The sequence below is a fragment of the Shimia sp. genome (assembly GCF_049116215.1).
Classification (GTDB): Bacteria; Pseudomonadota; Alphaproteobacteria; order Rhodobacterales; family Rhodobacteraceae; genus Shimia.
In genome coordinates this window covers 857,033-871,113 of record NZ_JAGDZB010000001.1, presented here as the reverse complement: position 1 = coordinate 871,113, position 14,081 = coordinate 857,033, and the positions used below count along the sequence as shown (strand labels likewise).

General features: G+C 53.9%; 14 protein-coding genes. 10 read left to right on the top strand and 4 right to left on the bottom strand.

Annotated elements, in window-relative coordinates; translation table 11 throughout:
• Positions 1 to 3 precede the first annotated feature (3 nt).
• From mnmG to JXR15_RS04085, 4 genes are read left to right on the top strand one after another with little or no spacing between them, the layout of a single operon-like run.
• Positions 4 to 1,866: a tRNA uridine-5-carboxymethylaminomethyl(34) synthesis enzyme MnmG gene (gene mnmG, locus JXR15_RS04100; protein WP_422051956.1), complete on the top strand. Its 1,863-nt coding sequence runs from the start codon at positions 4 to 6 to the stop codon at positions 1,864 to 1,866.
• Complete coding sequence (rsmG, locus tag JXR15_RS04095; RefSeq protein WP_422051955.1) at positions 1,866 to 2,504, top strand: 16S rRNA (guanine(527)-N(7))-methyltransferase RsmG; 639 nt, start codon at positions 1,866 to 1,868, stop codon at positions 2,502 to 2,504. Before mnmG ends, rsmG begins: the two co-directional genes overlap by 1 nt.
• Positions 2,482 to 3,291: a ParA family protein gene (locus JXR15_RS04090; protein WP_422051954.1), complete on the top strand. Its 810-nt coding sequence runs from the start codon at positions 2,482 to 2,484 to the stop codon at positions 3,289 to 3,291. The genes rsmG and JXR15_RS04090 overlap by 23 nt, the downstream gene beginning before the upstream one ends.
• 12 nt (positions 3,292 to 3,303) lie before the next feature.
• Positions 3,304 to 4,197, top strand: a complete 894-nt coding sequence (locus JXR15_RS04085; protein ID WP_422051953.1) for a ParB/RepB/Spo0J family partition protein — start codon at positions 3,304 to 3,306, stop codon at positions 4,195 to 4,197.
• Here the strand turns inward: JXR15_RS04085 and JXR15_RS04080 are convergent.
• From JXR15_RS04080 to rph, 4 genes are read right to left on the bottom strand one after another with little or no spacing between them, the layout of a single operon-like run.
• Positions 4,187 to 4,540 carry a YbaN family protein gene (locus JXR15_RS04080; protein ID WP_422051952.1) on the bottom strand — a complete coding sequence of 118 codons (354 nt, stop codon included), beginning with the start codon at positions 4,538 to 4,540 and terminating at the stop codon, positions 4,187 to 4,189. The two genes, JXR15_RS04085 and JXR15_RS04080, sit on opposite strands and share 11 nt — an antisense overlap.
• Positions 4,541 to 5,698 carry a radical SAM family heme chaperone HemW gene (gene hemW, locus JXR15_RS04075; RefSeq protein WP_422051951.1) on the bottom strand — a complete coding sequence of 386 codons (1,158 nt, stop codon included), beginning with the start codon at positions 5,696 to 5,698 and terminating at the stop codon, positions 4,541 to 4,543.
• Positions 5,691 to 6,302, bottom strand: a complete 612-nt coding sequence (gene rdgB / locus JXR15_RS04070) for an RdgB/HAM1 family non-canonical purine NTP pyrophosphatase (RefSeq protein ID WP_422051950.1) — start codon at positions 6,300 to 6,302, stop codon at positions 5,691 to 5,693. Before rdgB ends, hemW begins: the two co-directional genes overlap by 8 nt.
• A complete protein-coding gene (rph, locus tag JXR15_RS04065) occupies positions 6,299 to 7,012 on the bottom strand; it encodes a ribonuclease PH (protein WP_422051949.1) in 714 nt (237 codons plus the stop codon). Before rph ends, rdgB begins: the two co-directional genes overlap by 4 nt.
• 116 nt (positions 7,013 to 7,128) lie before the next feature.
• Here rph and hrcA point away from each other — a divergent pair, with 116 nt between their 5' ends.
• From hrcA to JXR15_RS04035, 6 genes are all read left to right on the top strand, one after another.
• Positions 7,129 to 8,193, top strand: a complete 1,065-nt coding sequence (gene hrcA, locus JXR15_RS04060; protein WP_422051948.1) for a heat-inducible transcriptional repressor HrcA — start codon at positions 7,129 to 7,131, stop codon at positions 8,191 to 8,193.
• Between the two features lie 9 nt (positions 8,194 to 8,202).
• The gene (locus JXR15_RS04055) at positions 8,203 to 8,763 is read left to right on the top strand and encodes a nucleotide exchange factor GrpE (protein ID WP_422051947.1); all 561 of its coding nucleotides are present in this window, start codon (positions 8,203 to 8,205) and stop codon (positions 8,761 to 8,763) included.
• A 255-nt stretch (positions 8,764 to 9,018) separates the two neighbouring features.
• Positions 9,019 to 9,453 (top strand): hypothetical protein, encoded by a 435-nt coding sequence (locus tag JXR15_RS04050; protein ID WP_422051946.1) that lies wholly within the window; start codon positions 9,019 to 9,021, stop codon positions 9,451 to 9,453.
• Between the two features lie 68 nt (positions 9,454 to 9,521).
• Entirely contained in the window at positions 9,522 to 11,837 is a 2,316-nt protein-coding gene (locus JXR15_RS04045; protein WP_422051945.1) for a M10 family metallopeptidase C-terminal domain-containing protein, read from the top strand.
• Between the two features lie 183 nt (positions 11,838 to 12,020).
• Entirely contained in the window at positions 12,021 to 13,349 is a 1,329-nt protein-coding gene (locus tag JXR15_RS04040; RefSeq protein ID WP_422051944.1) for a UDP-glucose dehydrogenase family protein, read from the top strand.
• Positions 13,350 to 13,390: 41 nt separating this feature from the next.
• Positions 13,391 to 13,924 carry an NUDIX hydrolase gene (locus tag JXR15_RS04035; protein ID WP_422051943.1) on the top strand — a complete coding sequence of 178 codons (534 nt, stop codon included), beginning with the start codon at positions 13,391 to 13,393 and terminating at the stop codon, positions 13,922 to 13,924.
• Positions 13,925 to 14,081 lie beyond the last annotated feature (157 nt).

Sequence of the window (14,081 nt, the reverse complement as noted above, 5' to 3'; positions counted from 1 at the left end):
CACGTGAAACATTTTGACGTCATTGTTGTTGGGGGCGGGCACGCTGGCGCAGACGCAGCGGCGGCTTCCGCGCGTTTGGGCGCATCAACCGCGCTTGTGACCCTTAAGAAATCCGGCATTGGCGTTATGTCCTGTAACCCAGCCATTGGCGGCTTGGGAAAAGGCCACCTCGTGCGCGAAGTGGATGCCTTAGATGGCGTGATGGGTCGTATTGCGGATAAGGCTGGCATTCAGTTCCGCTTGCTTAACCGACGGAAAGGTCCTGCGGTTCAAGGTCCTCGCGCGCAATCAGATCGCAAAATCTATCGCACAGAGATGCTGGCCGAAATTGAAGCGACGCCAAACCTGACTGTGATCGAGGGCGAGGCCACTGACTTTCGCATGGAAGGGCAAGCGGTTCGCGGTGTCATTCTGGCAGATGGGTCAGAGATCGTTTCGCATGCCGTGGTTCTGACCACTGGGACGTTCCTGCGCGGTGTCATCCATATCGGCGACGTCTCACATTCCGGCGGCCGTATGGGCGACAACGCTTCGGTGAAGTTGGCTGAGCGTATTGACAGTTTTGCACTGCCGCTTGGCCGCCTTAAAACCGGTACCCCGCCACGTTTGAATGGCAAAACCATTAAGTGGGATCTGCTCGACAACCAACCTGGTGATGACGAGCCTGTGATGTTCTCCTTCATGAATAAGAAACCATCTGCGCGTCAAGTTGCCTGTGGTATTACGCATACAAACGCCAAAACCCACGACATCATTCGGGATAACCTGGCACGCTCCGCGATGTACGGCGGTCACATCGATGGGGTAGGGCCCCGCTATTGTCCGTCCATCGAAGACAAGATTGTGCGGTTTGCTGACAAAGATTCACATCAGGTGTTCTTGGAGCCTGAGGGATTGGATGACGACACAGTCTATCCCAACGGTATCTCCACTTCTCTGCCGGTAGATGTACAAGAATCGTACGTCCGTTCCATCTATGGGTTGGAAGACGTTGAGATTCTGCAGCCTGGATATGCCATTGAATATGATTACGTTGACCCACGTGCTTTGAATGCGGAGTTGAGTGTAAAAAACGTACCGGGTCTTTATTTGGCCGGTCAGATTAACGGCACCACTGGATATGAAGAGGCGGCAGCTCAAGGTCTGGTTGCGGGGTTAAACGCAGCGTTGTCCGCGCAAGGCAAAGATCCACACCATTTCAGTCGATCAGACAGCTATATCGGCGTTATGGTGGATGACTTGATCACCCGTGGTGTGACGGAGCCTTATCGGATGTTTACGTCGCGCGCAGAGTTTCGTTTGTCTTTGCGGGCTGACAATGCGGATCAACGATTGACTCCCATTGGTCTGGACCTCGGATTGATCGGAGAGGCCCGAAAAGCTACGTTTGGGATGAAATCTGAAAAGCTAACCACCGGAAAATCTCTTTTGGAAGAGAAGGGGTTTACGCCCAAAGAAATCAATGCCGCTGGAATCGCGGTGAATCAAGACGGAAATCGCCGCACAGCGTTTCAGGTTCTGGCGTTCCCGGAAGTGGGGTTTGACGATCTGATCCCTCTGGATGATCGATTTGGGGGTGTTGAGCCGGAAATTCAGGAGCAACTGGAGCGGGATGCTCTGTATGCAAATTATATTGAGCGGCAAAAGCGTGATGTAGAAGCAATACGGCGGGATGAAACGCAGATCATTCCGTCTGATTTTGACTTTGATGTGATCGAGGGGCTTAGCACTGAATTGAAAACAAAGCTGAACGCCGTGCGTCCCTCCAACTTGGGGCAAGCGGGCCGAATTGACGGTATGACTCCAGCAGCTTTGACGTTGCTGCTCGCCAAGTTGCGCCAAGCCAAGAAGGTGAAATCCGCGTAATGTCCTGCCCTGACCACATCAAAACCAAGTTGAATGTTTCACGTGAAACATTGACCCGCCTTGAAACGCTCGCGGATCTGCTGGTGAAGTGGAATCCGCGTATCAACCTGGTGTCCAAATCCACGCTCAATGACCTTTGGTCCCGACATATTTTGGATTCGATTCAAATTTTACGTTGTGCACCCCAAAAATCTGGCCATTGGGTGGACATCGGCAGCGGTGGTGGCTTTCCAGGCCTGGTTGTGGCGTTGATGTCTGCTGAGCCGGAAGCTCCGCAAAAGGTCACGTTGATCGAGAGTGATCAACGAAAATGCGCGTTTTTGCGCACTGTTCTGCGCGAAACCGGCGTAAAAGCTTCTGTTGTGACCGAGCGCATTGAGCGTGCCGTGCCTCAGGAAGCGGATGTTTTGTCTGCACGAGCTTTGGCGGACCTCACACTCCTGTGTGAGTATACGGAACGTCATTTGCAAACCACCGGCACCGCCGTATTTCCAAAAGGGGCACGTTGGCAAAAAGAGCTGCAATCCGCACAGAAATCGTGGTCATTTGATTACGAAGTGGTAAAAAGTATCACGGACCCAGAAGCGGTCATTCTGAAGATCGGAGAGCTCAATCGTGTCGGATCCCACACGCCCTGAAGGGCCCAAAATCATCGCAGTGGCCAACCAAAAAGGTGGCGTGGGCAAAACCACAACGACAATTAATCTCGCGGCCGCGCTTGCCGAAGAAGGGCATAAGGTGCTTTTGGTCGACCTTGACCCTCAAGGTAATGCCTCTACCGGCCTTGGTGTTGATGTTGAGGACCGCACCTACACAACATATGATCTTCTGACAGGTGATGTGGAATTGGAGGATGTGATCCAAGCCACAGAAACCTCAAACATGTCGATTGTCCCGGCAACCGTAGATCTCAGCTCGGCTGACATTGAGTTGATGTCCAATGAAAAGCGCAGTTTTCTGTTGCATGATGCGCTGCGCCAGACAGCCATGGACAAATATGACTTGGATTACATCCTCATTGACTGCCCGCCATCGCTGAACCTGTTGACTGTGAATGCGATGATTGCCGCACATTCCGTGCTCATTCCGCTGCAAAGCGAGTTCTTTGCGTTGGAAGGCCTGTCCCAACTCATGTTGACCGTGCGCGAGGTGCGCCAAACTGCAAATGCGGGGCTGCGGATCGAGGGTATTGTCCTGACAATGTTTGATGCCCGCAACAACCTATCGCAACAGGTGGAGCAGGACGCGCGTGACAACCTTGGTGATCTGGTGTTTGAGACCAAGATTCCGCGCAATGTCCGGGTGTCTGAGGCGCCCTCGTTTGCACAGGCTGTCCTGGACTACGACACAACCTCAAAAGGGGCAGAAGCCTATCGCGCTTTGGCCAAAGAACTGCTCGCCAAAAACTTCAAGATCGCCGCTTAAGGGAGGCCCAAAATGGCAGACAAGAAAAAACAGCGTGGTCTGGGCCGCGGTCTCAGTGCTCTCATGGCGGATGTGACGGATGATACAACCCGCTCAAACGTAGGCGCGGCGCCACGCCGTGCGGATCTTGTTGTGCCGATTGAGCGTATTGAGCCAAATCCGGATCAGCCACGGCGCGATTTTACACCGGAACAACTCGACGATCTTGCAAATTCCATTCGTGAGAAAGGGGTGATTCAACCTCTTATCGTGCGCAAAAAGCCAGGTGATCGATACGAGATTGTTGCGGGTGAGCGCCGTTGGCGGGCGTCACAAATGGCGCAACTGCATGAGCTGCCAGTTATCGTACGTGAGTATGACGACACCGAAGTGCTCGAAATTGCGATCATCGAAAACATCCAGCGGGCTGATCTAAACCCTGTCGAAGAGGCGATGGGTTATCGCCAGCTGATGCAGAAGTTTGGCCACACGCAGGAGAAGGTTTCAGAAGCGCTTGGCAAAAGCCGGAGCCATATCGCCAACCTGATGCGTCTTCTCAATTTGCCAGATGACGTTCAGGTCATGTTGCGTGAGGGTCATCTGTCAGCCGGTCATGCGCGTGCTCTGGTCCCTTCGGACAATGCCTCGGAATTGGCGCGCAAGGTGGTGAAGGACGGTTTGTCGGTGCGCCAGACCGAAAAACTGGCTAAGAAAACGAGCTCTCTCGTCGATCAAGTTAAAAAATCTCGACCAAAGACCCATAAGGACGCCGACACAGTCGCGCTAGAAGGTGATCTATCGGCCAATTTGGGTATGAAAGTTTCCGTTGATCACGTATCCGGCGGAGAAAATGGAAAAATTACCATTACTTATCAAACGCTTGATGAGTTGGATGAATTGTGTCGGGTTCTGTCGTCTACGAATTAGGCCGCGTCCAGATGAAAAAAAGTACCGCGCTCAAAACCACCATTTGAATGACAATCACGGTGGTTTTGACGCCAACCAGCAGCGAAATTCCAAAAACAACGGCAATGGACAGGGTTGCTGCCTTTTTTGCCGAAGGGCGGATTGCGCCGTTGCTGTTCCAGTCTTCGATCATGGGCCCGAAGGTTTTGTGCGACAGAAGCCAGTTGTGCAGCCGTTCAGAAGAGCGGGCAAAACAGAAAGCGGCGAGCAGCAGAAAAGGCACGGTTGGAAGGAGGGGGAGGACAACGCCAATCAAGGCCAGCGCAACACAGGTCAGTCCACAGATTAGCCAAAGTATGCGCATTTAGTCCACCAACAATTCTGACAAAATCGAGTTAAGCACCATCCGGCCTTGCGGCAAGACGCGCAGCCTTGATTTCTCGATTTCAATCATGCCGATGTCTCGTAGGGTGTCGACGCGTGGGCCTTCAAGTGGTTTTTCGGCCAACGCCTCATAGCGGGACAGATCAACCCCTTCACTCAATCGCAGCCCCATCAACAACAGTTCCGTGGCCTGACCTTCGTGTGACACCGCTTCCCGAAGGTTTTCTCCATTGCCGGCTTCTGCGGCTTGCAACCACTTGTTGGGGTTGCGCCAGTTCTCAATGGCGTGGCGCTGGCCGTTCAACGTCAGTCGAGCATGTGCGCCAGGACCAATTCCGGCGTAGTCGCCATAGCGCCAATAAATTTGATTGTGACGCGATTCAGAGCCTATTGCAGCGTAATTTGACACCTCATAGGGCAGCATTCCGGCTTCGGCGCAGATGTCCTGCGTGACTTCATACATGTCCGCTGCAAGATCATCCTCCGGCAGGCCACGCAGTTTGCCACGATTGTACCGGTCGCCAAAGGCTGTGCCTTGTTCAACTGTCAGTTGATAAAGCGACAGATGGTCAATCGCCATTGAAAGCGCTTCGCGCAATTCGGATTGCCAATCAACAAGGGTTTGATCTTGCCGCGCATAGATCAGATCAAAACTCACGCGATCAAAGGTTTTTCGCGCAATTTCAAACGCCTGCCTGGCTTCGTCTACGGAGTGGATACGCCCCAATCGCTGCAAATCCCGGTCATTGAGCGCTTGAATCCCCATTGAAATTCGGTTCACACCACCATCGCGATAGGCAACAAAGCGGCCCGCATCCACCGATCCTGGGTTCGCTTCTAGCGTGATTTCCATGTCATTGGATGTGGGCCAAAGCCTGCGCACACGTTCCAGAATGGCGGCAACAACCTCTGGATCCATTAAACTTGGCGTACCGCCGCCAAAGAAAATGGTGTTCAAAACGCGTGCAGAGGTCTCTGACGCAACCCGATCAAGCTCGCTCAAATAGGCTTTAAGCCAGCGGGATTGGTCGATTTCTCGGCTCACGTGGCTGTTAAAGTCGCAATAAGGGCATTTGGCCTGACAAAACGGCCAATGGATATACAGGCCAAAGCCCCCGTTTTGCCAATCCTCAGCCAAAACAGCCCGCCACAAAGGCTTGTAGCGCGCGGCCACGGTGGCTGATCTGGTTCTTTTCTTCTTTTGGCATCTCGGCGCAAGTCACGTCATAACCCTCCGGCATGAACATCGGATCATAGCCAAAGCCACCTTCGCCACGGATTGGCCAGACCAAATCACCGGGCATCACCCCTTCAAACACCTCGTCATGTCCATCTGGCCAAGCCAGTACCAACGTGCAGCGGAACTGCGCAGAGCGTGGCGCATCGGTTCCTTTGGCGGTAATTTCATCATTGGCGCGGGTCATGGCTTTCATGAAGTCCCGACCATTGCCGGTTTCCGCCCAATCCGCTGTGTACACACCTGGCGCGCCGTCCAGCGCGTCAATGGTGATGCCACTGTCATCGGATAGGGCAGGGAGGCCGGTGGCCTTGGCCGCAGCATGTGCCTTGATTCGGGCGTTGCCGACAAAAGTGTCTTCGGTTTCTTCCGGTTCCGGCAGATCCATGTCTCCCGCGCCAACCACGGACACCCCGTGCGGGGCCAAGATCTCGGTGATCTCGGCCAATTTGCCCGCGTTGTGGGTGGCGACCAACAAGCGGTCGCCCTCAAATTTACGGGTCATGCGGTGGCTGCCAGCTGTGCTTCAACCAGCTCGGACACGCCTTTTTCCGCCAGATCAAGCAGTTCATTCATCTGCGCGCGGGAATAGGTGGAGCCTTCCGCAGACATTTGTGTTTCGATCATCTGGCCATTGGCCAGCATTATGAAGTTGCCGTCCACACCGGCTTCGCTGTCTTCCGGGTAGTCCAGATCGAGCACCGGCTGACCGGCGTAAATCCCGCAAGACACTGCTGCCACAGGAGAAATCAGCGGATCCGTTGTCACGTCACCAGCTTTCATCAGTTTGTTCACTGCCAAACGCAGCGCCACCCAGCCACCGGTGATGGACGCACAGCGTGTGCCGCCATCAGCCTGGATTACGTCGCAGTCCACGGTGATCTGGCGTTCACCTAAGGCAACACGGTCCACGCCGGCGCGCAGAGACCGGCCAATCAGGCGTTGAATTTCAACAGTCCGGCCACCTTGCTTGCCAGATGTCGCCTCGCGGCGCATACGCGAAGAGGTCGAACGGGGCAGCATGCCATATTCTGCGGTCACCCAACCCAGGCCAGATCCCTTGATAAACGGTGGCACGCGCGCTTCCAAAGATGCGGTACACAAGACGTGGGTGTCGCCCATTTTGATCAAACAGGAACCTTCGGCGTGTTTGGTCACATTGGTTTCAATCGAGACTTCACGCATTTCGTTGAGCTGACGGCCGGAAGGGCGCATGGCATATATCCTTTGTTAGGTTTGGGCTGGGGATAACCGCGGGATAAGGTTGTGCGCAACCCCGATTGACCTTTGCCTGTGAGGCTATTTTATTAAGAAGACAAAGGCACGGGCGAATGACAGACAGCAGCAAAATTCTCGAAGAAATGAACGATCGCAGCCGCGAGGTGTTCCGCCGCGTGGTTGAAGGCTATCTGGAGACCGGTGATCCGGTGGGATCGCGCACTTTGACGCGCTCGCTGTCTGAAAAGGTCAGCGCTGCAACCATCCGTAATGTGATGCAGGATTTGGAGTATTTGGGACTTTTGGACAGCCCACACGTCTCCGCTGGCCGCATTCCAACGCAACAAGGCCTGCGCATGTTTGTGGATGGTTTGTTGGAAGTTGGTGATCTTGACCAAGGCGATCGTCAAAAAATTGACGCGACGCTTGGCGACACAGGTGCCGATGTGGGCAATATGTTGGATCGCGTGTCTACTGCTCTGTCGGGGGTCACACAGGGGGCTTCGCTTGTGCTGGCCCCAAAACACGAAGCCCCCATCAAACACATCGAGTTTGTCAGCCTTGGTGCCGAACGTGCCTTGGTGGTGCTGGTTTTTGCGGATGGTCATGTGGAAAACCGTCTGTTCACTCCTCCAGTTGGCCAAACACCAAGCTCCATGCGAGAAGCGGCAAATTTCCTCAATGCGGTTGCCGAAGGACGGACCCTGAGCGAGCTGGGCAATGCCGTTCAGCAAGAGATCAAAAAACGTCGTCAGGAAATCGACAGTCTGGCGGCCGACATGGTCGAAAACGGCCTCGCGCTTTGGGCAGATGAGGGTGGACAGCAAGAGCGTTTGATTGTGCGCGGCCGCTCGAATCTGCTCGGCACAGATGAGGAAGAACAGGACCTCGAACGCATCCGCACGTTGTTTGATGACCTAGAACGTAAACGAGACATTGCTGATTTTCTCGAATTGGCGGAGCAGGGCGACGGCGTGCGCATTTTTATTGGCTCCGAGAACAAACTTTTTTCACTTTCGGGTTCCTCTTTGGTGGTGTCTCCCTATATGAACGCTGATCGTAAGATCGTGGGTGCTGTCGGGGTCATCGGACCCAAGCGCCTGAACTATGGACGCATCGTGCCGATTGTGGATTACACGGCACAGCTGGTCGGAAAACTGATCACCGACCGCGGTTAGAGGTGAAAAATGGCTGAGCCGAAAGAAAACGAATTTCTGGACGACATCGCAGATGCCGAGGCCGAAGAATTTGCTCAAAGCTTGGATGAGCTGGACGACGAGGCCATCGAAATTGATGAGCTGCGCGCCGAACGTGACGAGCTGAAAGACCGCTGGATGCGCGCGTTGGCAGATGCTGAAAACGCCCGCAAACGGGGCGACAAAGCCCGCCGTGAGGCAGAGCAATATGGCGGCTCCAAGCTGGCGCGTGACATGCTGCCGGTATTTGACAACATGAAGCGCGCGGTTGAAACCATCACCGATGAGCAGAAAGAAGCCTCTGCTGCGTTGATTGAAGGCATCGAGCTGACCATGCGTGAGCTTCTGAAAACCTTCTCCAAACACGGTATTGAAGTTATTTCGCCTGAAGTGGGCGACAAATTTGATCCCAACGTACATGAGGCCATGTTTGAAGCGCCTGTTCCGGGCACCAAATCTGGCGAGATCATTCAGGTCTCTGCGCAGGGCTTCATGTTGCATGATCGCTTGTTGCGGCCTGCGCAAGTGGGCGTGAGCTCGAACCCAGGCTAAATAGGCCCACTATAACTGTTCCAAAAGCATAACTGTTCCAAGAGCTCCCGTATATCGGGAGCTTTTTTGTTTTGGGTCGGCAAAAATATCGAGATGCATCAGGGGACAAGGGCACCTGCGTCATACTGATCACCTATATTGCTTGATTAACGCTTCCTTAACTTTTACGGTTTTCCAGACTTAATTTCGGGCCGGATTTTGTGTCTAAATTGCAGACTATGGTGCGGGCGTTTGGAGAGTGATTGGGTGTGGCCAATGTCTGCAACATATTCCTTTTGGGGAGCACTCATGTTGAGTGCTTTGGCCATGACGGTTGACGCAAAAAACGCTGAACCTCAAATCCATCTCATTTGTGAAACGCCGGTCAAAGAGCTGTCCGAGGCAGATCTTAAGGTGGTATGTGAGACGCTGCGCCTTGAAATAGAACAACAATTTCCAGAACGGAGGATTGTTGCGACTGGGGAGTCAAACACCGAAAACGCGCAGGGAACAGTGGCTACTCTGGTTGTGCAAGCTTTGCAGTCAGATCAAGTCAAAGGGGAGTTGTTCTGGCAAAACCTCGAGACCAAAGAAAACTACTCAGGCCCTTCATTACAAGTTGATGGGATGGATGGCGCGCCACTTCAGCGCCTCATAGAAGGATTTGCTCGGGATGTGCTGCACGTGAGCATGCCACCCTGGGACAAGTAATTTTAAAGAGGCCGCATGACGGAGCTGACCAAGCGACTCATTAATGCGGCGAGATAGGAGATTGTAGAATGCTCATTCAGAACGCACTTATTCCGACTGTCGATGCCCCGATTTTTCACGGGGGACACGGTGATGGTCCTGGTGATGGGCCAACCCCTACTCCCGTGATTGGGGATCCAGATGGTGCAACAATTACCGAAGTCGGAGATGCGCCAGCCAACACGTCCACACCCTATACAATTTCTGTTGGTGACACGTTCACCGGCAATATCAACAACACGGATGTTGATTTCATTGCGATCACATTGACAGAAGGGCAACAAATTCAGGTTTCCGTGACCGGTGATGACCCGAGAATCTGGGTGTTGGACAGCACTGGCACCGCTTTCGAGTATAACGATGACATTGATGCGAACGGTGGAAACTACGACTCTTTTGTGACGTTTGAGGCCACCTACACAGGCACCTACTACTTCGCGGTCAATGGATATAATTCCGTGTCTTCCAGCTACAGCCTCACAGTTGATACCTTTACGCCCATCGCGGATGGGTCGGTGCAGGATATGGCGGACTATCTCACCTCTGGCTATTGGACCGATACCGGCAGGGCCGCGCGCTCGTTTGACACTTCGGAAAGCAATGTAATCACAGTCAACATCACTGCCCTGAGTGCCGAAGGTCAGAAATTGGCACGCTGGGCGTTTGACGCTTGGGAATTGGTTGCGGACATCACCTTTCAGGAGGTTGCCACAACTGCCGATATTACATTCCAGAATACGGATGCGGGGGCTTGGTCCAGTTCTTCCGTTTCGGCCGGCAAAATTCTGTCTTCTACCGTCAACGTGTCGACGGATTGGCTGGCCACATATGGCACCACCGTGAATAGTTATTCCTTCCAGACCTACATCCATGAAATCGGCCACGCCTTGGGGCTTGGCCACCAGGGAGGATACAACGGTGCCGCTGAATACGGGATCGACGAAGATTTTGGCAACGACAGCTGGCAAATGAGCATCATGTCGTATTTTGACCAGACAGACAGCCTTGGCACCAACGCTAGTTACGCCAACATCATGAGCGCCATGATGGTCGATATCGTGGCAATTCAGGACCTCTATGGCGCGGCTGGCGGAAGCAGCGCGACTGCCGGAAATACGGTGTGGGGCCCGGGTTCGCTCCTTGACGGGTATCTAGGAGATTTCTTTAACGGGCTCCTCTCCTCTGCTGGCCCAGTTGCCCTGACAATCTATGACTATAGCGGAACCGACTTGATGGATTTCAGCGCGTATACAACTGATGCGCGGATCAATATGAACGGTGGCGAATTCTCCGATGTTGGCGGTCTAATCGGAAACCTTGGAATCGCTGTTGGCACCGTGATCGAGAACGTGAATTCAGGAGCTGGGAACGATCGCATCACCGGCAACAGCGTTGGAAATGTCATCAATTCAAAGGATGGCAATGATTGGATAAACGCTGGAGACGGTGCTGACCTCGTGCGGGGCGGGAAAGGCAACGACGTTCTGCTAGGCGGCAACAACAATGACAGCTTGTATGGCGGTGCGGGTTTGGACACTTTAATTGGCGGAAATGGCAACGACTCCATGGATGGCAATTCCGGATCAGACACGATGTTTGGCGGGGCGGGAAACGATAGACTGTTTGGTGGCGGCGGAGCTGACAATATCTTTGGCGGCGGTGGACAAGATACGTTGAACGGCGGTGACGGCGATGACCTCATCAATGGCAACTCTGGCTCTGACACAGTTTATGGCGTCAATGGAAACGACAAACTGTTTGGCGGCGGCAGTGACGACCTGCTCTACGGCGGCAGCGGAAACGACACGCTGAGCGGCGATGATGGCAATGACGTTGTCTATGGCAATGCCGGGTCTGACAGGCTCAACGGTGGCACCGGCGACGACAGCTTGCTTGGCGGAGACAATGGAGACAGCCTTAGCGGCGGCAGCGGAAATGATACCTTGAACGGCGGCAATGACGCTGACCTGCTCAACGGTAACACTGGCTCAGATACGCTTCTGGGTGGTTCTGGCAACGACACACTGCTGGGTGGTGGCGGCAATGATGTGCTGGAGTTTGGTGCTGGGAATGACGTTGGTGATGGCGGTCTCGGTACTGATACTTTTGTCTTCTCAACAGGTGTCGGTTCCAGCAACACAGTGAATAACTTTAGCTCCACCGAAGGTGACATGCTGTCGTTGGATGATGCGTTGTGGGGGGGAGCTGCGCTGTCCGAGGCGGATGTTCTTAACACCTATGGCGCCGACGCGGGTGGGAACTATGTCCTGACCTTTGGCACAGATATCATCACTGTCACCGGCTGGGCTGCACAATTTGATGCCAGCATGATTGATATCATCTAAACGGTTCCTTCAAAGGGCCACGCAACCAGCGGCGTTTGGGCCGCTGGTTGCTAAGATGTCTTTTTCCTCAAAAAGAAAGTTTGCTGAGCTGTGGTGCGCGTGGTGTCTGTTGCCGCGTTGACAGACTGTTCTCGCAAGCTCATTACAAGAACACCACGGGCAGAATAAAAGAGGGTGGCACACATGAAAATAGCAATGATCGGTACAGGCTACGTCGGTTTGGTATCCGGGGTGTGCTTCTCTGACTTTGGACATGAGGTTGTCTGTGTCGATAAAGACCCGTCCAAAATTGAGATGCTCGAACGGGGCGAAGTGCCAATCTATGAGCCGGGCCTTGATGCTTTGATGGAGAAAAACGTCGAAGCCGGGCGCCTTAGCTTCACGTTGGACCTCGAGAAAGCCATGGACGGTGCACAGGCGGTGTTCATCGCTGTTGGCACTCCGACGCGGCGCGGAGATGGGCATGCTGACCTGTCCTACGTCATGGCTGCGGCAGAAGAGATTGCCCGCACCGCCAAAGATTACCTGGTGATTGTAACTAAATCCACCGTGCCGGTTGGCACCAACCGTCAGGTCAAACAAGTGGTTCGCAAGGCCAATCCGGATCTGGATTTTGATGTTGCCAGCAATCCTGAGTTTCTGCGCGAAGGTGCCGCCATCGAAGACTTTATGAAGCCCGACCGCGTTGTGATTGGGGTTCAGGGTGAGCGGGCTGGTGAGGTGATGAATGACATCTACCGACCGCTGTATTTGCGCGACTTCCCGATTGTCACCACCGATCTCGAAAGCGCGGAGATGATCAAATACGCCGCCAATGCGTTCCTCGCGACCAAGATAACGTTCATCAATGAAATTGCCGCCTTGTGTGAACGCGTCGGTGCTGACGTCAAACAAGTGTCCAAGGGCATGGGGATGGATGGACGTATTGGCAACAAGTTCCTGCACGCGGGACCGGGCTATGGCGGGTCCTGTTTTCCAAAAGACACCAAAGCTTTGGCCCGTATCGGACAGGACAATGCTGTCCCGATGCAGATCACGGAAACGGTGATTCAGGTCAACGAAGAGATCAAGCGGCGCATGGTCGACAAACTGCTCGACCTGTGTGGCGGTAGCTTTAATGGCAAAACCGTTGGTGTGCTTGGCGTAACCTTCAAACCCAACACCGACGACATGCGCGATGCGCCAAGTCTGGCGATTATTCCGGCTTTGGTAGGTGGTGGCGCCAAGGTGCGCGTGACGGATCCACAAGGACACCACGAAGGCGAAGCGCTTCTGCCTGGCGTGAGCTGGGTCGAGGACGCCTATAAGGCTGCGCAAAACGCTGATGTTTTGGTCATCCTGACGGAATGGAATGAGTTCCGCGCATTGGATCTGAAAAAAGTGGCTCGCAAAATGGCGACACCTCGGCTTGCGGATCTGCGCAACATCTATTCCGTTCGCGACGCCAAACGGGCTGGGTTTGAGGCGTATGAAAGCATTGGGCGGACAGGCTTCTCACGCATTGAAAACTGAGTGAAAGCGGCCCTCATACAGTTTGGTAAAAGGTACTCAGCATGTCTTGGAAAACCCTCTCATCCCAAAGCTTGCTCAAACGTCCCCCCTTTGTGGATGTCCAGCAGGAGCAGGTTGAGGTTCGTCCGGGCCAGATCATCAACGACTTTTACAAAGTTCAGCTGATGGATTTTGCGCTGGTCATTCCTTTTCTCGCGGACGGGCGCGTGGAGATGATCCGTCAGTACAAACATGGACCGGCCCGAGAAGTGTTGGGATTTCCTGCCGGTCATGTCGATCCGGGTGAAGATCCGGCAACCGCAGCGCAGCGCGAACTTTTGGAAGAGACCGGCCTCAAAGCCGAAAGGCTCATCCATCTGGGCTCTTTTGTCGATCATGGAAATCAGCGCGTTTGCCAGGGCCACTATTTTGTCGCCCCCGCGTGTGAGCGCGTCACTGAACCAAATCCCGGCGACCTGGAGGACTTTGCCTACGAAGCACTAAGCCCTGCTCACATCGATCAGGCGATCCTGTCAGGCGACGTGGGTGTGATGCACCATGTCGCGGCCTGGGGACTTTGGAAAATCCACTCTTAGGCCTAAACAGAGACTGTTTTTTTGTAACGATCCGTCTTTGATCACACCAGCTGTGCCGCCTCAGCGCAGTTCGCACAAACCGCTGGTGTCACACATTTGAATCACAGGAGGTCGAACCTGTGGAAAACTGTGTGGAAAAGAGTGCATTCCCCGCACA

What these genes read in the sequence shown, in the direction of transcription:
- JXR15_RS04040 (WP_422051944.1), top strand. Translation starts at nt 12,021, where the DNA reads ATGAAAATAGCAATGATCGGTACAGGCTACGTCGGTTTGGTATCCGGG.
- rsmG (WP_422051955.1), top strand. Translation starts at nt 1,866, where the DNA reads ATGTCCTGCCCTGACCACATCAAAACCAAGTTGAATGTTTCACGTGAA.
- JXR15_RS04045 (WP_422051945.1), top strand. Translation starts at nt 9,522, where the DNA reads ATGCTCATTCAGAACGCACTTATTCCGACTGTCGATGCCCCGATTTTT.
- rph (WP_422051949.1), bottom strand. Translation starts at nt 7,012, where the DNA reads ATGCGCCCTTCCGGCCGTCAGCTCAACGAAATGCGTGAAGTCTCGATT.
- JXR15_RS04080 (WP_422051952.1), bottom strand. Translation starts at nt 4,540, where the DNA reads ATGCGCATACTTTGGCTAATCTGTGGACTGACCTGTGTTGCGCTGGCC.
- JXR15_RS04035 (WP_422051943.1), top strand. Translation starts at nt 13,391, where the DNA reads ATGTCTTGGAAAACCCTCTCATCCCAAAGCTTGCTCAAACGTCCCCCC.
- JXR15_RS04085 (WP_422051953.1), top strand. Translation starts at nt 3,304, where the DNA reads ATGGCAGACAAGAAAAAACAGCGTGGTCTGGGCCGCGGTCTCAGTGCT.
- JXR15_RS04050 (WP_422051946.1), top strand. Translation starts at nt 9,019, where the DNA reads ATGTCTGCAACATATTCCTTTTGGGGAGCACTCATGTTGAGTGCTTTG.
- JXR15_RS04055 (WP_422051947.1), top strand. Translation starts at nt 8,203, where the DNA reads ATGGCTGAGCCGAAAGAAAACGAATTTCTGGACGACATCGCAGATGCC.
- rdgB (WP_422051950.1), bottom strand. Translation starts at nt 6,302, where the DNA reads ATGACCCGTAAATTTGAGGGCGACCGCTTGTTGGTCGCCACCCACAAC.
- hrcA (WP_422051948.1), top strand. Translation starts at nt 7,129, where the DNA reads ATGACAGACAGCAGCAAAATTCTCGAAGAAATGAACGATCGCAGCCGC.